Below are 25,410 nucleotides of genomic sequence, written 5' to 3' on the forward strand. Positions count from 1 at the left end.
AATCAATCCTGTCCGTTTATAAGTGATACACAGAAATACGAATCATGTAACATATGTATCCTTTGTTATTAACTTTTTTTAGATTTACCACTGACTCATAAAAAAGAGAGCGAAAGAAAAGCCGATTTTAGTGAGCTCTTCTCTGAGAACTTTGAGTGCACTACTTAATTGATTTCTGACAGATTGTTCGGAGATGCCAAGCTTTAAAGCAATTTCCTGATTTGACAATCCTTCTTCTTTACTCATTTCAAATATCATCTTTTGCCGTTTACTCAGTTTGTCTTTGGATTGGAGGACCTGTTCATTCAACTCATTGAAGTTAAACTCATTTTCTGTGGAGTTTTCTCCTCCTTCCGTTATATCCAGTTGAGCTATGTATTCGTCATAAGAAAGCAAGGTGAGCCGGTTTCTGAGATCATTCAAGAATTTATTTTTGGCAATCGTGAAGAGAAAAGAACGAAAAGAATATTCGGGAGATAAGTGCTCCCGCATCTGCCAGATTTTTAAAAAGACTTCCTGCACAATTTCCTCTGCCATCTCCGACGAATGTGTCAGGTTGTAAGCAAAGCCATACAATCTATCTGCATAAAGGTCATATAATTTATTGAAATCAGAATATGAGCCCTTCTGTAAGCCTATAATGTATTTTTTATCCATACACAGAGAGTGTTTTTGATAGTACGGGCCAAAGTTATGGAAATATATTATAAAGGAAATAAATTCGAATGAGAATTATAATGTTACTCGCATTAAAAAATCGAATTGATACAGGTGTATACTGTCGGTTACCTCATTTTCTATGTTGAATTTGTCCAGACTGGCAACATATTCAGGATAGTTTTATCCTATCAGTATAGATGGAGATTAGACATAAGAACAAATCAAAGTACATACTTACTAACAATTTGACAAAGTGACATTCCTGATCCTTTAGAATCCTCTAATTAAGGGAGGTTTTTTGCAAGTGATAAAAATCTTCGGCATTTCCGGCTTTTATTATTCTTATTTGTACGGTATATGGAGAAAAATGTAACAAAAATATCTTGTTCTTTTGATATTTATTACAAAATTTGTCTTTATGAGTTTATTTGATTGTACTTTTAATAGTTGTGATCGGGGTGGGTTTTACTCTCAGTTAGCGTCTGAAAACGTCTTTTGAGACGGTTTTATTTTTTCTCGTAGAGTCTCGAGTCGTTTCTCTACGAGGTTCGGGTTGTTTCTCGTAGAGGAACCGAACTTATCATACCGGGAAAATTAGGATAACACGCCGAATAAATGTGCATGATTATCCAACTAAAGAAAGATTATACGATAGAATACGCATAATAATTGATATTATTATGCATTTTATTCTCTAATTGCAGTAATAATTAGAATAAGGGTGTCATGAAAATCAGCCATATAGGAACAAAAAGATAGGATAACTACATTTTTCGAAACCTTTATTAATCCTATCACGGCATTGCATTCAATGCCACCAATACCGGCTCATCAGTCCATTCGAATTCCGTTTTTAAACTAAATAGCCAACGAATTATAAGATTGTACACTTTTACCATGCAATATTGTACACTCTTGTCATATAAGATTGTACATTCTTGTATGACAAAAGTGTACAATATTATAAGTGTTGATTATCAGTCTGTTGCAAGTGCGTGTTCTTGTAAAGTACGTGAAGTGGTGTATGTCTTTCAGTGTCTTTTTATTTTAATTCGTTTCCTTTACCTATTCATGAAAGAACATACCTCTGGCTATTGTTTCCAATTTTCATATTTATTGATTTATAAAATTTGTTTTATTTCTATTGGTCAATTATAGAATTCTAAAAATTTATGAAAATAGAAGCTCATTCAAGTTGTTGTAGGCAACTCATATGAACTTCTATTAATTGGGTGATGCTATCTATATCTGAGTTGTGGGAAGTATTATTTAATAGATAGTGAATGTTCCATTTCTTTTAGCCTTTCCAAAAAATCAGGATCCGCATAAGCGTTCAAGTAGTTGTAGAACGTTTTTTCTGAAATTAGATGCTTTGGCCAAATGTATCGTCTCAGGATTTCTCTGTTTGATAACCCCGATCGTGCATATGTGTCATATATATTGTTAACATCTCTGACTTTATTAATATAGCTGAAGCCTGTGCATTTCTTTTTCATTTTATGAATATTCTGAAAATTAATAATAGTAGTGTTTGTTTTTAATGCACGATTAGTTGAAACAACTGATTAGATTGTTAACTTGAATGTTTCCATACAATCTTTCACCTTTTCACTTTCATGATTTGTCAGGCTTTCTGTTCGCAGGAATCTACTTCGGTTTTCCAATTGCCATTCAGTTAGTAAACTGGCGATCCTGTCTGCCAGTTCAAATCCATGTAATGCAACTTGTGTGTCGTTTTCTGCGGTATATTCTATTATGTGCAGGCGTAACTGCACTTCACACGTTTGTTTGTTTCCACAAAGTGTTTTCCAGGTAGCTGGTAGGAATTCAATAAATACAGCTGGTGTTGGAAATGAGGCTTCGTTACCGGATTCGGTAATGGAAGTCTGCCAAAGGTCAATGTGTTTCACTACTTTTTCTCCTGTTTCCGAATCGGTTAGTGTCTTTAGACAGTCTGTCACTGTCTCGAAAAGTTTTTTTCTCATAATAATTTATGTTTAAATTGTTTTTAATAATTCACTGTAAAGGTGCCTATTAATCGCTAATAAGAGAAATAACAGTGTAATGGTTACATACTTTTGTGTAACCGTTACACTGTTATTTGTTTTTGAAATTTTACCCTGTTATGTTTGCATCATCGAAGCGATACGGGCAGTACAGGTAGCCGTTACTGTTTCTGTTCGTTTTAATGATAAAACGGTAAATTATTAACAAATTTAATTTTTTTAATTATGGAAACTGGATATCAACATGGAAGTGATATGCTTGTGGGCATTGTAACCGGCGAAAACACATTCACTCCGCTGGGGCACAGTAAGACGTGTACAATTACTAACAGTGCAGAAACAAAAGAGCGGGCTGTAAAACCTACTCTTACTGAAAAAGCGAAAGCCGATAATCCCGGTATGTGGAAAGAGAAGTCAGTCAGTGGCCTGTCTGTCAGTATTAGTGCCGAAGGTTTTAAGTTTTATGGTGATGAGTTGGGGTACGATAAGTTGTTCGAATTGTGGGAAGCAGGCAAAGCTGTGAAAGTGCGCTATGCGTTGCGTGGTGAAGAGACTACAAAGTATCGTGAAGGAGATTTCATTATCACCAGTCTCGAAGAACAAAATCCGGGAGACGATGATGCCAGCTACACCATTTCAATGGAAAACAGTGGTCCGGTAGAAGCAAAACCTGTATCTGCTGAAAAGTAAATCTTCATACAGATATGCACAAAGTGAAACTTTACGGAAAAGAGTATCCCAGTCGTATGACTATGGGTGCTATGATTGACTTTAAACGTCAAACCGGCAAGGATGTAAATGACATCGGTGCTGAGCTCGAACTACTGACTCTATTTATGTTTTGTTGTGTACGCAGTGCTTGTCGTGCCGATGGCATAGCATTTGACATGGAGTTTGATCACTTTGCCGATGGCATTAATCTGGAGGACTTTGCACAGTTCCAGGAAAACTTATCGGAAGGTGCTGAAGGCTCAAAAAAAAAGAAGATGAAAGCGTAACAGCAGAGGAACTGTTGGGCATTGCAATGGGGTACATGGGAATGAGTATGAACGACTTTAGCCGGTGTACCCCATCTGAATTTTCAATAGCTTATAAAGCCTGGCAAGAAAAGGAACAACGATTAGAACGGGAGTCATGGGAACAAACCCGCTTTTTAGCTTGCTGTATGTTGCAACCTCATAGTAAGAGAAAGTTACTTCCTACTGATATTTGTAGGTTTTCATGGGAAAATCAGCCACAAGATGAAAAGGAAGAGTCAATGAGTACGAAAGATAGGTTTGAGGAGATTACAAAATTATGGAATGGATGAGATATTATGAATGGCGCTTGTGGTAATCACTATCATATTTCTTCTCATCACGTAAACGTTGTTCATGTTCTTTGTCTTCTTTTTGGGTCTGTTTCTCTTTATCAAGTTTTTTTTTAAAATAAGAATTTGAATAACTGAGTGGAACGATTAAAGCCAAAACAATGGTACTTAATATAAGAATTAATAATACTTTCATTTTATAAAATCAATTAAAAATATTTTTCAAAGATATGAATAATAAAGTAGAATATCAAATATTTCTTGAGATTGAAGGTGACTTAAGAAAGGCTTCTAATTCATTGAATGATTTTTCTAGAATAATGGGAAATGCAGCAGAAGCAAGTCGGGTGTTTTCTTTAATAACTATATGTAGTCTTAAAGCTGTGTCGGATAGTCTTGAACTGATACAAAAGAATTCAAATGGTTTTTTGGAGATTACCAATAATATGGGGATAATGTCAAGAGATATGCAATATTTTCGGACAGAGGTAGATAACTTGAAATTGGAAATGATAGATTTAAGTAAACAGTTTTTTGCTTACATTGCTCTTATTGGTGATTTGGCTCCAGCGGTTGACTCTGCTTGGAATGTATATAATAAGTTTGAAAAGGTAATTAAGAACTCTGTTCTTGTCAATAAACTTGTTATTTTAACACAAACAGGAGTTACTAAAGCTATTACTTTAGGTCAACGTGCTTTATACATTTACCAAATGCAGATGTTGACAGCTCGCTCTGCCATCGCCACCACTACCGGTGCAACGAAAGCCATGAATATTGCCATAGCTTCCAGTCCCTATCTAATAGCTGCTGCCGCTGTTGCAACTCTTGGAATTGCAATATACAAATTGGCATTAGGTAATAGCGAAACAGCAAAAGCACAAAAGCGCTTGGATGAAGCAATGACCGACATGAATAAAGAGGTATCTACGGAGCAGAATTCTTTGGATACACTTTTTGGTAGTTTGTATAAAGCTAAGGAAGGAACAAATGAATGGAAACGAGCAAAAGATAAAATTCAGGAAAAGTATGGAGATTATCTAAGTCAGTTGGGAATAGAGATAATAAATGTAGACACTGCACGTGTAGCCTATAGTAAACTGAGTACAGCTATTCTTGAAACAGCCCGTGCCCGTGCCAGCGAACGTGCTTTATCTTCGGCAGGAGACGCATTGGCTGATAAAGAAGGTCAGAATCTCACAAAAATGCGTCAGGTACTTACGGAAGAATATGGTGAAGAGACTGGTAACCGGGTATTTGAGGGTATAGCTGCCAGTATTCGGAGGGGAGATAAAGAAATTCCGGAGCGATGGATGCAGTTTGTCCGTAAATTGAATAAAACAGTTGTACAGAGCTATGGAACCGCCGGACAGGCTTCTTCTTATGTTGACAATCCGATTACACCTTATATATATAGTATGCAGTCTGCCCGAAAGGACTATGAAAAAGAAGTAAAGCGGATAAATGCGGTTTTAGGTTCTCCACTTCAAGCGCCTGGTACGAATACGAAAACAGAAAAAACAAAATCAGTCTTCTCTTCAGAGTCGGATACTCCTGCTAAAGGAAGTATTACGGCCATGAAAAAGGAACTTTCCGAATTGGAAAAAAGTTTGTCAAATACTACAGTTGGTACGGCTTCTATAGATATTCAGTTGAAAATTGATAGCCTGAAAAAACAAATAGCAGGTGCAGAAGAATGGATTGAAAAAGAAGCCTTTAAAAAAGAGTATGGCGAGCTATCTGTTCCGATAGATTTTACACCTGTAGGGGGTAACATTAGTGGGATGGTAGAGCGCTTACAGAATGATTCCATAAAAGATAATCCGGGAATAGGATCTTCCATGTTGACACAAGAAGGGTTTAAGGATATGAAATTGCCGGAACCGGAGGTGCCAAATATGGAAAAAACACTTTCCAATATGGAGAGGTGGAATATGGCAGTGGATGAAATGAGAGAGAGAAATGCTAATATGATTGATGGGCTGGGGGCTATGGGCACAGCCATGGGAAGTATTGGTGATCTTATTGGAGGGGCAGCCGGGCAATGGCTTGATTGGGGAGCCAATTGTGTTCAAGCGATAGGAACGGCTATACCGCAAATTTTGGCATTATGTACAGCACAAGGAACACAGGTTGCAGCAAATACAGCAGCGGCAGGTACGGGTGCAGCATCGGCTATGGCTAGTATTCCATTTGTTGGACCGATCTTAGCCATTGCCGCTGTTGCTAGTGTTTTGGCTGCGTTAGCTTCAATTCCAAAATTTGCGGCAGGTGGTTTAGCTTATGGTCCTACTCTCGGGCTTTTTGGTGAATATTCCGGAGCACAAAATAATCCGGAAGTAGTGGCTCCACTCAATCGATTGCGCAATATGTTACAACCTGCCGGAGGTATAGGGGGTGAAGTTGAGTTTGTAATAGACGGACGGGTTCTTCGTGGAATATTGAATAAAGTAGATAGGATTAATCAACGTACAAAATAATATGGAAAAATATCTTAGATATAAAGGTGAATTCTTCAGTATAGCTGGTGTTTTATGGCGAGCTGAGATATGGCAGGATGCCGAGGAAAAATATACAACTATCGGGCGTTTGGATTTTCCGGCAGATGATCCGTTGGTAATAGAGTGGGGAGAAACAGACAAATTAGAACCGGTTCAAAGTAGTAAGGCTACTTTAACTGTTGTAAGCCGGGTAGATAGACAGTATAAAGACCTGTATACGGTTGATACGGGTAGTATCCGCATGGATGTATATCGTGACAATACACTTTATTGGAGTGGAACACTGGATACGGAACTTTATGAAGAACCTTTTTCCTATGAAAAGGAGTATGAGGTTACATTGACATTTAGTGATTTTGCTGTATTAGATCGGTTGAAGTTTCAAGAGAACGGATTTCTGACTCTTTTAGAGCTATTTCAGAAGGCATTACGTAATTCTTTTATAAATGTCCGGGGTATACAACAATATATTTCTACTTCTCGAGCAGGAGACACTTCATCAGAAACTCTTCTTTCTCATACTTGTATTAACTGTGGTAATTTTTATGATGAAGATGGAGAACCAATGACATGGAGAACAGTATTGGATGAAACATTGAGGCCATTTGCAATGAGGATGATACAGCGGTCCGGAGATGTGTTTATATATGATTTGAATGCTATACAAGATACCTTTGAACCGGAATTAATACATTGGGAAGGAAAGGATGCTGTGCTTGGAGTAGATGCTGTATATAAAAGTGCGAAGGTATCTTTTAGTCCGTATGATAAGACAGAACTTATGAAGCAAGAAGTCATAACAGAGGGTTTATCTCCTTTTGCTACTGATCTGCTTGTGCGTACGGATTATTCTGTGGGTAGTGATGACCTTATGAATGCTTCGGAAGGATTCTATATGGATCTTTTTCAATCTGTACCGGCACCAAAGGGGCTTTTTATACATAAACATGCGATGCTTTTCAAAATAGATCCGGTTTTCTCCAATTATGAAGGTGAAGGAGTGGCCTGGATTGTAAAAATTAGAGCTAATCAATATGGTCTGTATAATACGATAGTGAATAATTCGCTATTCACTAATTATGAAACGTTGATAAAAATAGATAAAAAAATAGATGTTCCTAATGTTCTTTCATTAGTATCTTACGGTAAGAAAAGGCAACGTTTGTTGCGACTTAAAATGGGAGTATTACTTGATGTCCGTTATAACCCATTTGAAACATCCGGAGATTATAATGAGCAAGGGGATTATGAAAAGATGCGAACTAAAATCAGATGTGTACATATTCCTTTTAGAATGCGTATAAGAAATGCAGAGGGAATTGTAATGAAACATTATGCAAATGTTTCTTATGATAAGGAAATTGGCGTTTCTTATGGTGGTAACCAACGTTGGGTAGATGGAGATTATCCGGAAACTAATAAACCTAATAGACCGTATGCTGTACTCTCTTATTATACTCCTCCGCGTGAAGATAAATTGACTAAGGCCGAATATCCGGGAGGATGGATGGAAAACCATCAATGTGTACAATATCCACATTTTTCTTTATGTCATTTATACGATATAATGGGGGCAGGTGAATATATCTCTATACCGAAAAATGTACAAGGCACGATAGAAGTAGAAATAGGTACAGGAATATTTAATCAAGGTTCATCGGGCTACTCTAATAGTGATATAGCACAGCATCCGGTATTTGATGGCTTTGCAGAAAAAGTTCGTTGGTTGCTTTATAAAACACCTACTTTGGACATAGTTGATGGTTATGGCAAAGAAATTGAAACTAAGGATATAGAATATTCCTCATGGGTAAATACTTCTGCAAAAGAGGACTTGGATATAGACACCTTTTTAGGAAATAGTGGAGATTTGAAGGTGTGTGGATTGGGGATACTGTTACGGAAAGAAGATTATAATCCTGTAGTAAAATTTAGCCGTGCAGGAGTTACAGATTATATAGAAAAGTTACTCATGGGAACTGTGTACAGCCAATACAGTCATCGAATGAATATGTTGACCGGTACGGTTCGATTACTTAATGATTTTGGATTGTATACAGATCTTAGTGAACCGGGTAATTATATGATAGTTAGTGATGTGCAGCATGTAATAACTGAAGAAAGTGAAGTGAAATTAGTACAGGTAGAACCAGATTATTTTGAGGGGATAGATTATGAAAAAACAATATAATGTTCTAACAGTAACCAGAGAAGCGAAAGCACGGAGTAAAAGGTTACAAAAAGTCGGAATTAGTGGTGGAAGTGTTAACGTTAATATGAACACTTCTTCGGTATCAGGAGATGGACATACTCATGAAAATTTGTTAACATTGGATAAGATATCTATTGATGATGATAATTATTTGTATTTGAAGACTTCTGTTCTTGATGATGATAGTGGGGAGGTAGTGAATATTGATGAGAAAGTAAAAGCTGGCTATTCTGATGCTGCTGCTTATTCTGATGAAGCTGCTCATGCTAATAAAGCAGCCTATGCGGATATAGCACATGATTTGGATATAGATAGTCCGGTTAATGAACGATTTTTACGTAAAGATCAGGCAGATAGTACTGATTATTTATTGGAACTTAATGGAGGAGTTATTGTACGTTCATCAAAGACAGCATCGCAATTTCATTCTGTACTATCTGATGGATTAATAGAAGAGAGTAACATGGGTATGTCAGCCAATGTCATCGAAGAGAGTGATGATGATTCACAGCCCCTTTCTGTTGCATTGATAGAAGTTCCGGCAAGTGACGGAGCCACCACGCTTGGCGGGTTACGCAATGTAGACGATACTGCCGATACATTTTCGGATACGGATGATATGCTGGTTCGTAAAGCCGGTACGAAAGAGTGGGCTGTAGAGAGATTGATACGTAGCGGCTGGATTCCCGTTAATACAACTTCCGAAAGAGATGCACTTGATATCTCTTATCTGCTCAAAGGATGCGTATGCTATGTATTTAATGAGGATGCACTATATAAGTGGACCGGAACTGCCTGGGAAAAGAAGGAGTTAGGCGGCGGAGGATCTACCGGAATACAACGTAATGTACGTATTGTGAACAACCTTGATAGTAAGAATATCTCGGCAAGTAAGGGGGAACCTTGTCTCTTGAAATTCACCTTTGTTTCTCAGGAACGTTACGACTCCGGTGAAGCTTATGAAGATACGGGAGAACGTGGATTGTGCCTGATATCAGTGAAGAGCAGTAATAGTGATGAATATGCAGTAGTCAAACAGCTATCTGTTAATTCTGCAGTTCCAACCACTGTTGATGTAGCTGAGTTTTTGACTTCCGGAGTTAATAATGTGATGATTAAAGTGACGGGAACGGTGACGGAGGTTACCACACCGGCATTTGTGTACACCGTTCAGCTCACTTCATTGTCTGTTGATGCCGGTAACTTTAAATGGTGGACAGCTTACACCGGAAACGTGACACTTCCTCTTTATATTGGTGGCAATGTATCTAAAACGCTGTATGTAAATATATCCGGTACAGATTATAATGAGTCTTATGAGGTGGCTTTATGTACAAGTGTATATGTGGAAACTGCTTACAATTATGCCATTCCTCATCCCGGAAAGACCGGAGTGTTCCGTATATCTGCTTATGTGTCAAATTCTGACGGAAGTATAAAGACGAAGACGGTATCTTTCAATGTAATTTGTGCTGTTCCGGGCGAACAAGTCAAGTTGGCGGCAGTGAATAATGTACTCGCCAAAGCTATCAACTGGTCCGAGAATACTCTGTTTGAATATGCTATGTACGATGGGGATAATGTGACTACTTCTGCACAGTTTGTTGTTAAGCAAGATATCATGTCTGTATTTACCTCAACCGAGGATAATATTGCTTGTTCGACTAAACATACTTTCTCTTTTCCGATGGAAATTGAAACAATGGATAACACAGACTTTGAAATTGTGACTCATATTCTGGAGGGAGAAACGGAGCTGGTAAGTCCGATCTCTTTCTCTGTGAACAACTCCCTGGGATATTCTGCTGTGGCAGGTTCGGTGTTTTACATGAATCCGAAGACACGTTCCAACAGGCAGGAAAACTATAAGTCGATCATTAATGAGGTAGATGGTTCCGGTATAACCGGAGTCTGGAAAAATCTGAACTGGGGTAATGATGGTTGGATGACAGATGCGGATGGAAATAAAACCCTCCTACTACTTGCAGGATCTATGCTGACAATGGACTACAAACCTTTTGAGGTAGAATGCGCACGCAAGGGTAAAACCATTGAAGTGGATTACAGGATTGATAATGTGACGGATTATACGGAGCCTGTTATTACGATTTCATCTGCTTCGGGAGATTCCTTTGTGGGGCTTAATATATATGCCGATGAGATTATTATGCATTCTCAATCACTCAAAAATAAGGATATACAGAGCTTGCATACATTTGAAGGAAAACGTACACGTCTGGCACTGACTATTCTTCCGGATGCATACGGGAACTCCGGATTCAATCTTTGTATTCTCTATGTAAACGGGGTGAAGAATCGTGAGTTTACCTATGAAAGTAATGATTACTTTGCGCATAGTGGCGGTATTGTTATTGGGTCTGAATATGCGGATGTGGATATTTATGGAATACGTGTTTACGACTTCGGATTAACCTCACAGGGGGTGATGACCAACTATATCAACTGGCTATCTGATATAAATGAGAAAACGGCTGCCAAAGCAAATAATGATATTTTTGACTCAAATGGTTCGGAGATCGACTTTGAAAATACGAAAGATCAGTTTAATGTGATGGTGTATGACAACACGATTCCTTCTATGGCCGACCAGACTTCGCGGGTAGGTACGTTGGAGGTGTTTTTCTACGATCATCCCGACTGGAATGTGTCAATCAGTAATGTGACAGCCAAAGGACAGGGAACTTCTTCTATGAAGTACTGGATTTGGAATACCCGTTATCAGCTTGATAAAGTGAATTCTGTGGTGACACATGCCGATGGGACTACTTCTGCAAAGAAGTGGCAGATGACACCTTTTCTTCCTGCAGGGCAGAAGTTCACGGCAAAGAAGAATTTTGCCTCCTCTATGCATTCACACAAGATAGGTTCGGTCAATTCCTATGATGACTTGTATCGGGAAGTGGGCTTGCTGAATGAGGCGATGAAGACAGAGAAATATGCAAATGCACGTGTGGCTGTTTATCAGATTCCATTTGTATGCTTTGAAAAACAGGTGAATGATGAGGGTGAAACGATTTATATTTTCAGAGGGTTGTATACTTTCGGACCGGATAAAGGGGATAAATATACGTTCGGATTTGATACGGATCTGTTCCCGGATCTTTTGAGCATTGAAGGATCGGATAACTCTCCGTTGTGTACCTTGTTTCGCGTTCCGTGGAATAACAATGTATTTTACAACGAAGACAAAGAGGCGTGGCAGTATAATGGTGCAAATTCATGGAACTTCGGTGAGGGGGAACTGGATAAAATCTCTAAATTCATTCCTGCTTATAATATGGTTTATCAGTGTTCTCCACGTCTGAAACCCTTTAATGGCACATTGGATGAGCTGAATGCGCAGGTGATAACGTACCGCAATGAGCCTTGTGAATTCTGGATAGCCAAAGAGGGGGATGTAAACCTATATAATGTGTACTATTTTGAGTCTTCACAAAATAAATTTATTCCTTCCGATATAGGTAATGGCACGATAAATCTTGTCTCTCAGCTTGTAGATAAAGGGTATGGATTGGGGACTGCCGACTTGGAAAATAAAACGGGTGATGAACTGAATACGTTTTTTGTCAATGCCCGCATCGCTAAATTCAGGAAAGAAATTTCGCAGTATTGGGAGGTGGAGGATACGTTGTTCTTTATGAATAATGTAGAATTTAATGCAGGTACGGATGAGCGTGCAAAGAATACGTATCCTTACTGTTTTGGAACGGAAACATCGAAGTGGAGATGGCGTGTGGATGATGCGGATACTCGTTTTGATACCACCAACCGGGGATTGCCGGACAAAGAATATAGTGTAGAAACGCATGATGTGGACGAAACGGGGGCTTCCATCTGGAACGGTGAGACAAACAACTTCTTTAATCTGATGGAACTGGCTTTTCCGGATGAGAAGATAACAAGTATGCGCAAAATGATGACAGCCATGCAAACACTTGGTGGCTTGAAGAGTGGTAATGACTTGGAGAAGATTTACGCATTTTATCAGAAGTATTTCTTTGACAATGCACAGGAGTATTTCCCGGAGAACGCTTATAATGCGGATGCAAAGTATTGTTATGAGAATGGTAAGCTTGCTTATAATGCAGGAAAATACTCCAATGATACCGATCCTATCACACAGAGCCTTGGCGATCATTATCTGGCAGAACAGAGGTGGATAACCAAGCGCATCTTGTATATGATGTCTAAATATAGTTTTGGAACTTTCAGTGCCGGCGGGACAGATACAATCACTGTTCGTGCTGCCGGAAATACCATAAAGTATGAATTGACTCCGGCTATGGAACTGTATCCGGCAATAGCCAATGGTACGTCAATTATCCGGGGGACACGTACGAAGTCCGGTGATGTTTGTGAAATGGAGATAGAACTGTCCGGGTCCGGTGATCAGCAGAATGCTATTCAGGGGGCTTCTTATCTGCAGGATATAGGCGACTGGCATAATAAGAATGTACAGGGATCGATGATAATTCAGGGACAGATGTTACGTGATATCCGATTGGGTAGTAAGACAGAACCTATTGTCATATCTATTTCGTCATTGACTATTTCCAATTGCGTATCCTTACAACGGCTGCTATTGTCGAATATATCTACATTGGCCGGTACGCTGAATCTGGCAGCTTGTACACATTTGCAGGAGGTACATGCGGATGGAACATCGCTTGTACAAGTTATTCTTCCTGCTGGTGGTGGGTTGCGTATGGTGGAGTTTAGTGCATACAATCAATATTTGACACTGGCAAACTATCCTTTGATGACCAATGAAGGTGTGGGAATTGACTTGTGTAAAGGGATTATCACTGACTTCTTTGTGGTCGATTGTCCACGCATTGATCCGATGAGGCTGCTTGTAGATATAATGAATACACAAGATGATCAGGGAGGGGCACATGCTTTGAAGCGTATACGTGCCGTTGGATTTGATGAGAACTATGAGAGTTCGGAGATGTTGGATAAACTGGCACAACTGGCGGATGGCTCTTATTCAGGTTTGAGTAGTGAAGGTCTTTCCGGCGAGGACGAATACCCGGTGTTGGACGGTACGTTGAATATCAATGCAAATTGTTATGAAGATTCTATTGAGGCTTTGAGGAATACGTTTAAGAAGCTGGTATTGAATATAACGGGTGGTTTATATATTAGATTCCAAGATCCGGTGGTTCAGAATATTTGTGGAGTTCAATGGGGCGATGGTAATGGATGTACAAAGGATAGTTTTACTTCTGTAATTACATTTCCGGAAAAAGCCTTTACGGGCAATTCGAGTCTTCGGTACTTTCCTGAATTAGGTGACTTGTTTGTAAACTGTACAACAATAGCAAATTTTGCATTTAAGGATTGTCAAAATTTGAGAGCCTGTACACTTCCTGCCGGGTTAAAGAAAATAGGAAACGCTTCTTTTGCAAATTGTGTGAATCTTACGGAAATAGAGATTCCTAATGGAGTTTCTATTGATTATGCAGCGTTTGGTAGTTGTGGTTTAACTCGTGTTATAGTACCCAAGGATACTGTATATTTAAGTGGGGCAACTTTTAATAATTGTAGGTCACTGAAAGAGGCTGTTTTAGAGGAAGGGTGTACGATCATAATCAATTCGATGTTTAGTGGATGTGCAAATATGTTCCGTATCACATTACCCTCTACTTTACGGATAATAAAAGAGAACTCTTTTTTTAATTGTGGAAATTTGGATGATATAATATTGCCTGTGAGTATTGTAGAGATTGAAGCTTCAGCATTTCAAGGAGCCGGTAAGGTAGGAGGTGCATTAAATCTTCCAAACTTGGAATTAATTGGACGTAGTGCCTTTCCGGGAACAGATATTACTGAAATAAAATCCCTCGGGAAGGTAAAGCGGATTGAACAGGAAGCATTCAAAAGCTGCAGAGAATTGGTTTCTGCCATATTGCCTGAGACTATTACATCTATAGCAAGGTATTGCTTTGACAGTTGTCATAAATTAACAAGTGTGACTTGTTTGGCTCTTGTTCCACCTACAGTGGAAACTAATACATTTGGTAAAAATGTGAATTTTTATGTTCCTGACGCATCTTTAACGGCATATAAGGCTGCAACTAACTGGAATACATTTGCTAGTAGAATTTATCCATTATCAGAAAAACAATAAAAAAATATTAATTATGGCTATATTATCATCAACCGGAGTATCCGGTTTCCTCTCGTCAGCAAAAGCTACGGGAAAACAAATATTGAATAAGGCGGGAAAGTTAATCCCGGAGTATATAGAAGATTTTGTGTCCGGCTTTGCCGGGCATGGTTGGAAAATCTGGGAACGTGCATCCGGTCTATGGCGAATGGAAGTAGATGAACTGGTAGTTCGCCGGACAATGACCGTATTTGAAATGCTGATTAGTAAAATACGTTGTATAAAAGGGGCATTAAATATCTCCCAGGCCAATGGCAAAATTAAGACAGCAGAGTTGAAAGAAGATGGCAATTGGTATATCACAATTGAGGATGAAATGTCTTTTGTAGCTCATGATATTATCCGTTGTCAGCATTTTAGTAATGGTGTAAAATTCTATTGGGTAGAAATAGCCGATATCATTAATGATAACACCACTATTATTATTCCTGCTACCGAATTTACAGGCTCACTCGCGTATAAAGACGGGATTGAGTATGTTAATGGTAGTGTGCAGATGGGTATTCCGGAGCCTGGTGATGAAATTGTTCAGTTTGGCAACCGAACAAATAAAGGCAGGCAGTCTGCTATTTATTTACATGCAGATGAAGGAGGCCAACCTGCTATTGATATCCTCTTTAACATAAACTCAAAAAGCTTTGTTAATTGTCTTAATATGAGAATGGGAGGAAGTATACCAGGCGAAGGCGATACGAAAGGTTTCTATTGTGAGAATGGTATGATAAAAGGAACCGTATCAGGGCATATCGTTTATCAAATCAAACCGGATGGCTCTGCTATGTTTGGTGATGGTTCTGCGCAATTTAATACTGATAAATCCGGACATATCGCCGGAGGTGCAATTTCCTGGCAATGGGATGAAGCAAAAGGAAGGCATGTATGTACGATGCAGGATGTAGTTCTGACTTGGGATAACCTTTCGGAAGATGCAAAAGAAAATCTGAAAGGGGAGCCGGGTGACAAGGGTAATCCGGGTATAAATGGTATTAATGGGGAAGACGGAGTCAGCCTTTTCTATAAAGGTGATTTTGATTCGCATCCTGTTAATCCTCAAAATGGTTGGTATTATCGTAATGCCATTGATAAGAAATGCTATGTTTATCAAGATGATACATGGTATTTGATGACTGTGGACGGAATGAATGGTAAGGATGGAATGAATGGTATTAACGGTAAAGATGGAAATGATGGTTTAAGTATTATATGGAAAGGGGATTCCGCCACTCCTCCTACGGCTCCTCAAAAGAATTGGGTATATCGTGATACGGATAACGGGCGGGTATATATCTATAATGGTACGGCATGGGAACTGATGGTTGCTGATGGTAATGACGGCACAGACGGTACCGAAGGTACAGACGGCCTTTCAGTTTTTATAACCTATAACGATGACCCGGACGAAGTGGATCCGCCTACTGGAGATGGGACAACTGGCGGGTGGCATACCGATACTACAAGTGGAGTCGTTTGGATGAGCCAGAAAGTAGCTGAACACGCTTCCTTGGGTACTTGGGGGAATCCGATACGGATAAAAGGAGAGAATGCTGTTTTTTATTTAATTGAATTTGAAGAGGATGGAAATGGGGTTCAAACAATTTCGGCAATGGCAGATGGAGTACCTAAAGGAGAGTCATTAACTGCTTCTCTTTATAAAATAACTTCTGGGAAGAAAGAATTATGTGGTGCCAGAAGATTTACAATTTCAGCAGGTAGTCAAATTTGGGAAGTAATTCCTCCAATGGGGGGAGGCCCGTTTCATACGATTTCTATTAATTACGGGGACTCGTCTGTACAATCTTATACAGTAACTGCATATGGTGATGCAAATACAGTTATTGCTCTGGCAACCATACATAAAGTTTTAGATGGACGACAGGGAGAACAAGGTAATCCTGGCACTGATGCCAATTTACTCCCATGGATAGAAAAATGGAATGGTTATGCAACTGAATTAGGCGGTGATTATATTGTTACTCCAAAAATGTTTTCCGGAAAGGTTGAGACCGATGAAAATGGAACTCGTTTATTGACAGGTATTGCACAAGGTAAAGATTGTATCACAGCTTCAGATGGGACTACACGTACAGGTATTTTTGCTCTTGTAGATAATGAGCCTGTTTTTGAGTTGGATCCGATTAATAAAAAGTATAAGTTTAAAGGAAGGGTTGACGCTGACGAAGGTACATTCAAAAATGTAACTATAGAAGACGGATCTCAAATCGGTAAGATGTCTGTGTATAATGGTTTCTTAAGATATTCTGATGATAATTATTATGTTGCACTCGGGACGGGAGTTCTACCTGGAACTTCCGGATCAAGGGGGGCATTGTGGTTGGAAGATAAAAGTACGGGAAACATGGCAAAGACACTTGTAATTCTCAACGCAGTTCCTTCGTCTATACAAGGGGGGTTAGATGATCCGCGTAATAAGAATATAGCTGTCAGTATTCCCAACGGAACAGTAAGGGTTTCTCCCGGAAATCTAATGGATGTTCCCGGCGTTATCCTTGCCGGACGGATTGGGTATAATGGAGAGGTCGAATACCAATATGGGCGTAAAGGACGGGATAGTCTTAGCCCTTCTTATGCTTTCGGCGTAGGTATTAATGGGAATGACTATGAGATAATACACAACTTGGGGCATTCTAATTATACTATACAGGTAACTCCTTATCGGCCGAATAGTTCAGAGAATAATGTGACACCGATTGTCAGCTATTTGAATGGGAATAATTTTGGTGTATTCTTTAATGACGCCGACACTGCCAATAAACATGTGAGGTCCGCGTTTTGCTTTACTGTAATAGGAGAGAATACATAATAGTGAACAGTTCTTTTTAATAGGTAGAGGAATAATAAACAAGTAAGGATGAACTTAAATGATTGGCTAACTATAATTGGCGCATTAGGAGGTTTGGAGGCTATAAAGTGGACTGTTAATTTCTTTGTTAACCATAAGACGAATACTCGAAAAGAAAATGCTTCGGCAGATGGGGTGGAAATGCAGAATCTTCTTATCGTTATTAATACGTTGAAAGATGAAATAGCACGCGTTATGTCTGAAAAAATAAAAAGAGATGAGAAAGTGGACTATTTGTATATAGAGCTTAGGAAATCAGAAGAAAAGGCTCTTAAAGTGACTAGTGAAAAGCATGAATTAGAAATGTGTCTTAAAGAGGCTGAGATGAAAAAATGTAATGTACATGGATGCGTTGACCGTGTACCACCTTCTGATTATTGAGTCCTATAAAATACTTATTGATAACTCTGTTATGTTTTTTCATAACAAATAAAAGAAAAATGTATGAATAAAATTGATTCAATTATTATTCACTGTTCGGCCACACGTGCCGGACTGGATTTACGGGCAAAGGACATTGACCGTATGCACAGACAAAGAGGGTTCGCCCGGATCGGTTATAACTTCGTAATTGGTCTTGACGGTACTGTAGAGAATGGACGCCCACTCTCTGTTGATGGAGCACACTGCAATACGAAAGGATTCTCCGGGGTGTCATACAACAAACATAGTATTGGTATTTGCTACATTGGTGGGCTCAATGTGAATGGACATCCGGCAGATACCCGGACAGAAGCGCAGAAGAACTCTCTTCGTGATCTGGTTGCAAAGTTGTGTAAGGAATATGATATCATTGAGTTGCTTGGACATCGCGATACTTCTCCTGATCTTGATGACAGTGGTGAAGTTGAACCGGGAGAATATATCAAAAGCTGCCCGTGCTTCGATGTGCGAAGCGAGTTTAATAACTTTTTGCGTAACACAATTGTGAAACCATGAAACGGTTTATTTACATACTGACCATGCTCCTATCCATCGGGGCATGGTTGGTATCTTGCAGTAGTATTAAATATGTTCCGATAGAAACGGTTAAGATAAATACAGAATATCGCGATCGTTGGTTACGTGATTCTATCCACGTACATGATAGTATTTTTATGTCTATGAAAGGGGATACTGTTTTTCGTGACCGTTGGCATGTTGAATATAGAAATAAACTTGTATATGATACGACTTATATCAATCGGACGGATAGTATTTGTGTACCTTATCCCATTGAGAAGCAGTTATCTCGTTGGGAGTCTATTAAAATGGAGCTTGGAGGATGGGCCTTTGGTATTGTAATCGGACTTGCTTTGATTATGGTTGGTTGGCTGATATATCGGCTGAGGCGGTAGTATAAATGACTTTTCTCAAAGCTTTATATTTAGGAGAAACCGATAAAAAAAGTCTGTTTCCTAAGAAAGAAATAGAAGTATTATAAAAGTACGTATTTAACTGTGTGTTAATTAGTATTCTTTATATACCAAAAGTACGTACTTTTATAGGCATAAAGTACGTACTTTTGTAAGCTTAACAATGGTAGTTAAGAGACTCTGTTAATAATGTTAATTTGAAATGCTGTTATTAAAGAAGGGTTGCAGCAATGAACCCCCTAATTTTATAACATCATTGAAAATTCAATTCTGCACCCTAACGCATTCATGATACGATAAAAGGTTGATACTCTAGGTTCTGTTTGCCCTTTTTCTACGCGTGAAATATATGAGCGATCAGAGCCTATTCTTCGAGCAAGTTCAGCTTGGCTTATTTGGGCCTTTTTTCGGGCATCCTCAATTATTTGTCCAGTATAAAAGGCATAAGCCTTTTCTTCTGCCTCCGTACGCTGTGCCGTTCCTTTTGCGCCAAATTTCGCATCAAGCACAGCATCATAATCTACTATTTGATGATTATTTGTCTGCATAATATGCCTCCTTTATTTTTATTGCTTTTTCTATTTCACTATCGGGAGTTTTCTGTGTTTTTTTCTAAAAACCATTAAATAAAACGACTATATTACCGTCATCAAAGATGAAAAACACACGGTAAATATTACCATTATATTCTGTCCGTAATTCAAATATACCCTCTCTAACTATCTTCACAAACTTAGCTGATAGTCTTTCTTGAGTTTTGAGGAGAAGCAATCCATATTGTACCTTATCCTGCTCTTTTTCAGTCAAGGTTTCCATAAATGCTTCAAAATACCCTCCGTATGTTCGTATTTTACGTTCAATTTCCATAACACAAAGATACAGAATGTTGTTCAATTATACAACAAATAAAAGCGCTTATTTTCATAAAATCATTTTTCCGTTAGGTCAGTTAACGGAAGTGGCCGTCTTTCTAATCATCAATAGATGGGTTAGCAGGCGATTCATTCTATCATCACACGATACTTGTTAACGGTTGCTCCCATACCCTCTACAAATCCGATTTTAGTACGATCACCGCCCACATTGAATTTAACGTGTTGATCATAATAGAGTGTGGCACAATCCCCGTTATTTTCTTTCAGTTGGCGATACTCATTCCATGAGTGATCGTATTTTTCGAGTGCGAGTTTAATTGCTGTTTTATCATATACACCTGTTTGCTCACCCTGATATCCTTTAAGCATGACAATCCAGCCTTGTTCCATAATTCTGTGAAGCCAGAGTCCATATAGAGAAGAGGTTTTGATATACTGTTCGATGGCTTTGTCGTTGCATTGTATCTTTTCGGATAATTCTACTATATCCTCCCAGAGTGCTACGGAAAGTTTCATTTCGTACAATGACTCGTCGACTATGTTTTTCTTTAAGATTTCATCGAAGATTCTCTTTAGCTGGTTGATTCCTCCTAAATAATGGTCGCGTGTCCAGGTCACATTGACGGAGTGCAGGAGTGAACCTCTTCCCCGGATAATAGCATCGGGGGTCAGCATACACAGACGGCGGAAGAATGGGAGAGTCTCTTGGGATATGCCAATTTTCAGTGCATATTCATTGAAAATATCTTCTTCTGTGCGGTTAGGATTCAGGGCCCATTGGCTCATCACGTAGGTATTGAGGTCACACCAAAGTTCATTAGAGATGTAAGGACCGTACCAGCCTCCACCTCTCGACCAGGTCCATACGCCATAGAACAATGGATTATCTTTCACATCGTTCAGGCAACGGGGAGAAGCATCCTGCTTTGTCTCTTCAAAACCATTGATTACGGCATTTGCCACATAGTTCGGATAAGCTCCTTTTCCTTCATACTCACGCTGGCATTGTACCTCCACTACTTGTTTGTGTTTACCCAATGTGATCGTTTTGTTGAAATGGAAAGTCCGGAAGTAGTCTCCATTGGTGTGTTTGATAGCCATATAGAGATTGGGATGTGGTTCTACTTGTTCGGTAACGGCTAAGTAATAATCCGGGCGGACATGGAAGAAACCAAAATCCCACGTACGGTATATAATCTTCTTATTTCTTTTTACACATACCTCTTCTCTGAGCAGATTCATTAGCCGGGCATGTATCTCAATACTTTTATCATATCTGTTTTTATAGTCTACCGGGCCGTTTCCTATGTGATACGGAATGTTGTGGGTATAAGTCTCTCCGGTACGGATCACCAATCCGTCCATCTCCGGGAAACGCTCGAATAATTCTTTCAGCATGATCCGGTGAATCTCCCAGGTTTTGGGCTTCTCGAAAGATATTTTTCCATCCTCGTCACAAATCTCGTCTTTATAGAGCTCAACTAACTTTTGGGGTAATACAATGATATCAGTGAAATAGAACGCTTGTAAACCGTTCTCGTGACACGCTTTGATCTGTGTTCTGATTTCTTTTGTCAGTGTTTCGATCCATGCTTTTTCTTCTGATCCTTTCGGAAAAATACGCTTGTCGAATTTTGAGAAACTGACGGCACATTGCGGGAATTTAAACTCATTGATGACCATGCCATTCATGCCAAAAGAGGCTAACTTCTCTGGCATGCGGAAAACACTCTGTGTCATGGCATCTCCGGGATTGTGATGTACCATGTCCATTACCAGATATCCCTCTTTTTGAATTTGTTGTGCCAGGATAGGCAGAAACATACAGAGTCCTATCCCTCCTAATATCCACTTCTTCATAATTTTGATTTGTATTTATATTAATTGTGTCTTATTCTGTTGTAACGTAAGGCATTGCATCGGCACCGGATGCCCATTGCTTGTTGGGAGTATTTCCCATGACGAAAGATAGAGTACCCCCTTTCAGTATGTCTTCATGCAGGATATAGCATTTGTTGTAAGGCTGTCCGTTCAAGGTTGCCGACTGGATATAGATGTTTTCCTCTGTATATCCTTTGGCCTCTACCTTGAATTTTTTTCCATTCTCCAGCGTGATGATACTCTCTTCGAAGCCCGGACTGCCAATGACGTAATAAGGCATACCGGGACATACCGGATAAAATCCAACCATACTGAACACTAACCATGCGGACATTTGTCCGGCATCGTCGTTACCGCTCAGGCCATCGGGCGTAGGATAATATTCTCTATTCAATATGTTGTGTACCCATTTTTGAGTTTTCCAGGCTTCACCAGCTAAAGCAAAAAGGTAGGGAATATGATGTCCCGGCTCATTGCCGTGCCAGTAGTAATCTTTTTCAAAGAAGGTGTCGAGATGTGTCCGGAAACGTTCTTTGCCGATATGTTTCATCAGTCCGTTTACATCATGGGGAACATACCATGTGTAATGGTAAGGTGTTCCTTCGCATATATAATCTACAAATTTATCGAACTCAAAAGGTTCGATCCATTCTCCGTTTGCATAACGTCCGCGTGCATAGCCGGTTTCCGGATCGATCACGTTTTTATAGTTCATGGCCCTTTTTACCAATGTTCGGTAGTCATCTGTTTTTCCTAATTTCCTGGCTACTTGTGCCAGGACGAAGTCATCATAGGCATATTCCAGTGTTCTGGATACTTGTTCTCTTTTATGGAATGCATCCCATACATTGTCTTCCAATGGGATATAGTTGTATTGAAGATAGGATTCTAAACCCCGGCGCCCTTTACCTTCTACATAACTTTTCCGGTCTGTATTGATTTCAAATGCATTTTTGCGCATAAGCCGGTAGGCTTCCTCATAGTCGAATCCCGGAACCTCTTTCAGAATGGCATCCCCCATCATAGCTATTCCGTGATCGCCGATCATGGCTGCCGTATAATTATTCCATAGCGGAAAGATAGGCAGCCACCCGCCTTGTTGCCCTTTTACAATGAAAGATTTAGAAAAGTCTCCTGTGAGAGACGGGCTAAGAATGGAGTAGAGAGGTAATACGGCTCTGTAGATATCCCACATGGAGAAATCGCAATAATAGGTGAAATCTTTGGCTTGATGGATGGTGTAATTTTCGGAGAAACCGGGATAATAACCTTCCACATCACTGAAAGTACGGGGCAGCATACGGGCATTGTAAAGAGCGGTATAAAATTGAGTCTTTTTCTTCTCATCGCTACTTTTTACAGCTATCTGGCTCAGTGCTTTCTCCCAATTGGCTGCCGATTGTTTCTTTACTTTCTCGAAGTTCCATCCGGGAATCTCTGCTTCCAGATTTTTACGGGCATTTTCAATACTGGTGAAAGAGGTGCCTACTTTTACCTGTATGCTGTTCCCTTTTTCAGGAGCGAGTTTAATCCAGGCCCCTACCCTGTTTTTGTTCCCTTTTATTTCTGTTTCTCCCGTTGTAATTTCACTGTCTTTCCATGTTCCGAAGGAGTCGAAGTCTTCTTCAAACCGGATGACGAAATAGCCGCTGAATCCGGCACTCTTTCCACTTCCTTGATAGATTCTGTAGGCGGGATTATAGCCTGTTACTTCCCTGCTCTTTGCATCAATTTTTAAATACCCCTGTTGCTTGTCACTATTGGGTTCTATAATGATATAACGATCTTTATCCGATTGAAAACTAAAACGCATGATTCCTGCATGAGACAAACCTGTAAGTTCGGCATGAATCAGGTAATCTTTCAGCATCACCTGATAATAGTAAGGCTTTGCCGTTTCTTCATCATGGCTAAATTGGGAAGCGCGCTCTCTGGCATTTGTTTTTAATTCACCGGTGACAGGCATTATTGTTACGCTGCCATAATCCTGTGTACATGAGCCACTGATCCAATGGCTGGCACGGAATCCTTGTATTTCGTCGTGGTAATAGTAATAAGGGGGATTACATTTATGTTCTCCTTCCAGTGTTTGTGGTACCCAGTTGGTCATTCCGTTGGGTACACCGACTGCCGGCATGGTTTGCCCTTTCTCTTCTGAGGGTGCTTTGTCACCTCGTGCATGTCTTTGTATGTCTGTACCAATGACGGGGTTAACGTAGTCTGCATATTTCTCATTCCGTGTCATAGAACAGCCGGATAGCAGTAGTGTACATAATAAACTTAAATATAATTTCATACCTAATTTATTTGTTTTCCATTAATGCGAAAGCGCACCACAGTACGGGTGCCTGTCCATGATAATCTCCTGTTTTTTGGGGTCGGTCATAATAGTATTGCCGGTTATTTCTCTTATTGGTGCCCGAACATACCTCTGTTACATCTCCGTCTTCATTGATATAAGAGACCAGTGATAGCCATGCTTTACGGACTGCAGGAGCATATTCCCGGGCTTTCAGCCAGCCTTGTTTTACGCCTGTGATCATGGCGTAGGTAAACATCGCCGTTCCGGAAGTTTCGTTCCAGCAATCGGGAGCGTCTATCAACTGATTCCACATACCGTTTTCTGCCTGATATTGTTTTAAACTTTTCATCATATCGAGATACCCCTGTAGGATACGCGGACGATCCGGGTTGTCTTTGGGCAATACTTTCAACAGTTCAGCCATACCTACCGCCATCCATCCATTGCCTCTTCCCCAAAGGAAAGGGACATCCGGGGCATGATAAAACAGCCCGTTAGGACGTTGCAATTCGTCCAGGTAGACGGCCATTGAACGTGCAGTTCGGTCGATGTATTTCTGGTTACCGGTTGCTTTGTAGGCTTGCGATTGCAAGATGGTTATCATATACATATCGTCTATCCACAAGCGGGTTTGCCAGCTAAGTCCTTTGTCGGTCCATTTTTTTTCTTCAATGGAGGCTTCCGCAGGTAGCTCCCATTGTGTATCGGCATAAGAAATTCCCAAATCCAGGTATTGCATCTTTTTTGTTATCAGATAGAATTCCAGAGGAAGACATCCGAACATGTTCAAATCGACATGATTTTTGATAGGAAGGAGATCTCTTTCTGCTGTACACAAATAGTCAAAACGTTCTTGTAACTGCCTGGATAACTCTTTATTCTTGCTTTCGCTGGCAAAACGCACTGCTCCGTACCAGGTACATACTTCGGCATAATGTATCCATTTGCCACCATGTAACATGTGTTTACCGGATAAGAAGCGGTTGGCAACCTTGATTCCTACCTCTTCCGGAGTGTAACCTTTGGGAAATTTCTTCAGAATCTTATTTTGCGCCACAGAGGTTGACGCAAAGATAGTAAAGATAATGATATACAGGACTTTTGTCGACATTTACTTTGATATATTGATAACAAATGAATTAATTCAATGAAACGCAGATTAACACAAATTGGTGCAGATTCAGAAAGACGATTCTTCTTTTATCTTCTATTTATTTACTTTGCGGAAATCCGGGTTAATCTGCGTTTCAATCAAT

General features: G+C 39.6%; 17 protein-coding genes and 1 pseudogene. 10 read left to right on the plus strand and 8 right to left on the minus strand.

Annotation, left to right across the window (positions count from 1 at the left end):
* Positions 1-84: 84 nt before the first annotated feature.
* Both K8P02_RS18355 and K8P02_RS18365 read right to left on the minus strand, forming a co-directional pair.
* Complete coding sequence (locus K8P02_RS18355) at positions 85-657, minus strand: RNA polymerase sigma-70 factor (RefSeq protein ID WP_223381651.1); 573 nt, start codon at positions 655-657, stop codon at positions 85-87.
* Positions 658-2,225: 1,568 nt separating this feature from the next.
* Complete coding sequence (locus K8P02_RS18365) at positions 2,226-2,645, minus strand: hypothetical protein (protein ID WP_025866644.1); 420 nt, start codon at positions 2,643-2,645, stop codon at positions 2,226-2,228.
* Positions 2,646-2,891: 246 nt separating this feature from the next.
* On the opposite strand from K8P02_RS18365, the gene K8P02_RS18370 reads away from it, so the two are divergent.
* From K8P02_RS18370 to K8P02_RS18380, 3 genes are read left to right on the plus strand one after another with little or no spacing between them, the layout of a single operon-like run.
* Complete coding sequence (locus tag K8P02_RS18370; RefSeq protein WP_025866645.1) at positions 2,892-3,356, plus strand: phage tail tube protein; 465 nt, start codon at positions 2,892-2,894, stop codon at positions 3,354-3,356.
* A gap of 14 nt (positions 3,357-3,370) precedes the next feature.
* Positions 3,371-3,664, plus strand: coding sequence for a hypothetical protein (locus K8P02_RS18375; RefSeq protein WP_007483094.1), 294 nt, complete (start codon positions 3,371-3,373; stop codon positions 3,662-3,664).
* Positions 3,665-3,711: 47 nt separating this feature from the next.
* Positions 3,712-3,975, plus strand: coding sequence for a hypothetical protein (locus tag K8P02_RS18380; RefSeq protein WP_223381653.1), 264 nt, complete (start codon positions 3,712-3,714; stop codon positions 3,973-3,975).
* A gap of 4 nt (positions 3,976-3,979) precedes the next feature.
* Here the strand turns inward: K8P02_RS18380 and K8P02_RS18385 are convergent, their stop codons facing one another.
* A complete protein-coding gene (locus K8P02_RS18385) occupies positions 3,980-4,171 on the minus strand; it encodes a hypothetical protein (protein WP_025866647.1) in 192 nt (63 codons plus the stop codon).
* Between the two features lie 34 nt (positions 4,172-4,205).
* Between K8P02_RS18385 and K8P02_RS18390 the strand changes: the two genes are divergently transcribed.
* The 7 genes from K8P02_RS18390 to K8P02_RS18420 all read left to right on the plus strand — a co-directional run bounded on the left by K8P02_RS18390 (position 4,206) and on the right by K8P02_RS18420 (position 19,078).
* Complete coding sequence (locus K8P02_RS18390; protein WP_025866648.1) at positions 4,206-6,455, plus strand: hypothetical protein; 2,250 nt, start codon at positions 4,206-4,208, stop codon at positions 6,453-6,455.
* A gap of 1 nt (position 6,456) precedes the next feature.
* Complete coding sequence (locus tag K8P02_RS18395; protein ID WP_223381655.1) at positions 6,457-8,667, plus strand: hypothetical protein; 2,211 nt, start codon at positions 6,457-6,459, stop codon at positions 8,665-8,667.
* Positions 8,651-14,842, plus strand: coding sequence for a leucine-rich repeat domain-containing protein (locus tag K8P02_RS18400; protein WP_025866652.1), 6,192 nt, complete (start codon positions 8,651-8,653; stop codon positions 14,840-14,842). Before K8P02_RS18395 ends, K8P02_RS18400 begins: the two co-directional genes overlap by 17 nt.
* Before the next feature lie 13 nt (positions 14,843-14,855).
* Positions 14,856-17,702 (plus strand): hypothetical protein, encoded by a 2,847-nt coding sequence (locus tag K8P02_RS18405; protein WP_025866653.1) that lies wholly within the window; start codon positions 14,856-14,858, stop codon positions 17,700-17,702.
* A gap of 48 nt (positions 17,703-17,750) precedes the next feature.
* Entirely contained in the window at positions 17,751-18,122 is a 372-nt protein-coding gene (locus tag K8P02_RS18410; RefSeq protein ID WP_025866654.1) for a hypothetical protein, read from the plus strand.
* A gap of 63 nt (positions 18,123-18,185) precedes the next feature.
* Positions 18,186-18,680: an N-acetylmuramoyl-L-alanine amidase gene (locus K8P02_RS18415; RefSeq protein ID WP_025866655.1), complete on the plus strand. Its 495-nt coding sequence runs from the start codon at positions 18,186-18,188 to the stop codon at positions 18,678-18,680.
* The gene (locus K8P02_RS18420; RefSeq protein WP_025866656.1) at positions 18,677-19,078 is read left to right on the plus strand and encodes a hypothetical protein; all 402 of its coding nucleotides are present in this window, start codon (positions 18,677-18,679) and stop codon (positions 19,076-19,078) included. Before K8P02_RS18415 ends, K8P02_RS18420 begins: the two co-directional genes overlap by 4 nt.
* A 263-nt stretch (positions 19,079-19,341) precedes the next feature.
* Here K8P02_RS18420 and K8P02_RS18425 read toward each other — a convergent pair whose 3' ends face one another.
* The 5 genes and pseudogenes from K8P02_RS18425 to K8P02_RS18445 form a co-directional block, all read right to left on the minus strand.
* Positions 19,342-19,644 carry a helix-turn-helix domain-containing protein gene (locus K8P02_RS18425; RefSeq protein WP_025866657.1) on the minus strand — a complete coding sequence of 101 codons (303 nt, stop codon included), beginning with the start codon at positions 19,642-19,644 and terminating at the stop codon, positions 19,342-19,344.
* A pseudogene (locus tag K8P02_RS18430) lies at positions 19,631-19,963 on the minus strand (type II toxin-antitoxin system RelE/ParE family toxin). Before K8P02_RS18430 ends, K8P02_RS18425 begins: the two are co-directional and overlap by 14 nt.
* A 134-nt stretch (positions 19,964-20,097) precedes the next feature.
* The gene (locus K8P02_RS18435) at positions 20,098-21,831 is read right to left on the minus strand and encodes a hypothetical protein (protein ID WP_025866658.1); all 1,734 of its coding nucleotides are present in this window, start codon (positions 21,829-21,831) and stop codon (positions 20,098-20,100) included.
* A 31-nt stretch (positions 21,832-21,862) separates the two neighbouring features.
* Complete coding sequence (locus K8P02_RS18440; RefSeq protein WP_223381657.1) at positions 21,863-24,148, minus strand: GH92 family glycosyl hydrolase; 2,286 nt, start codon at positions 24,146-24,148, stop codon at positions 21,863-21,865.
* Positions 24,149-24,155: 7 nt separating this feature from the next.
* Positions 24,156-25,265: a glycoside hydrolase family 88/105 protein gene (locus K8P02_RS18445; RefSeq protein WP_223381660.1), complete on the minus strand. Its 1,110-nt coding sequence runs from the start codon at positions 25,263-25,265 to the stop codon at positions 24,156-24,158.
* Between the last annotated feature and the right edge of the window lie 145 nt (positions 25,266-25,410).

The organism is Bacteroides nordii (assembly GCF_019930665.1).
Lineage (GTDB): Bacteria > Bacteroidota > Bacteroidia > Bacteroidales > Bacteroidaceae > Bacteroides > Bacteroides nordii.

What these genes read in the sequence shown, in the direction of transcription:
- K8P02_RS18355 (WP_223381651.1), bottom strand. Translation starts at nt 657, where the DNA reads ATGGATAAAAAATACATTATAGGCTTACAGAAGGGCTCATATTCTGAT.
- K8P02_RS18365 (WP_025866644.1), bottom strand. Translation starts at nt 2,645, where the DNA reads ATGAGAAAAAAACTTTTCGAGACAGTGACAGACTGTCTAAAGACACTA.
- K8P02_RS18370 (WP_025866645.1), top strand. Translation starts at nt 2,892, where the DNA reads ATGGAAACTGGATATCAACATGGAAGTGATATGCTTGTGGGCATTGTA.
- K8P02_RS18375 (WP_007483094.1), top strand. Translation starts at nt 3,371, where the DNA reads ATGCACAAAGTGAAACTTTACGGAAAAGAGTATCCCAGTCGTATGACT.
- K8P02_RS18380 (WP_223381653.1), top strand. Translation starts at nt 3,712, where the DNA reads ATGAACGACTTTAGCCGGTGTACCCCATCTGAATTTTCAATAGCTTAT.
- K8P02_RS18385 (WP_025866647.1), bottom strand. Translation starts at nt 4,171, where the DNA reads ATGAAAGTATTATTAATTCTTATATTAAGTACCATTGTTTTGGCTTTA.
- K8P02_RS18390 (WP_025866648.1), top strand. Translation starts at nt 4,206, where the DNA reads ATGAATAATAAAGTAGAATATCAAATATTTCTTGAGATTGAAGGTGAC.
- K8P02_RS18395 (WP_223381655.1), top strand. Translation starts at nt 6,457, where the DNA reads ATGGAAAAATATCTTAGATATAAAGGTGAATTCTTCAGTATAGCTGGT.
- K8P02_RS18400 (WP_025866652.1), top strand. Translation starts at nt 8,651, where the DNA reads ATGAAAAAACAATATAATGTTCTAACAGTAACCAGAGAAGCGAAAGCA.
- K8P02_RS18405 (WP_025866653.1), top strand. Translation starts at nt 14,856, where the DNA reads ATGGCTATATTATCATCAACCGGAGTATCCGGTTTCCTCTCGTCAGCA.
- K8P02_RS18410 (WP_025866654.1), top strand. Translation starts at nt 17,751, where the DNA reads ATGAACTTAAATGATTGGCTAACTATAATTGGCGCATTAGGAGGTTTG.
- K8P02_RS18415 (WP_025866655.1), top strand. Translation starts at nt 18,186, where the DNA reads ATGAATAAAATTGATTCAATTATTATTCACTGTTCGGCCACACGTGCC.
- K8P02_RS18420 (WP_025866656.1), top strand. Translation starts at nt 18,677, where the DNA reads ATGAAACGGTTTATTTACATACTGACCATGCTCCTATCCATCGGGGCA.
- K8P02_RS18425 (WP_025866657.1), bottom strand. Translation starts at nt 19,644, where the DNA reads ATGCAGACAAATAATCATCAAATAGTAGATTATGATGCTGTGCTTGAT.
- K8P02_RS18435 (WP_025866658.1), bottom strand. Translation starts at nt 21,831, where the DNA reads ATGAAGAAGTGGATATTAGGAGGGATAGGACTCTGTATGTTTCTGCCT.
- K8P02_RS18440 (WP_223381657.1), bottom strand. Translation starts at nt 24,148, where the DNA reads ATGAAATTATATTTAAGTTTATTATGTACACTACTGCTATCCGGCTGT.
- K8P02_RS18445 (WP_223381660.1), bottom strand. Translation starts at nt 25,265, where the DNA reads ATGTCGACAAAAGTCCTGTATATCATTATCTTTACTATCTTTGCGTCA.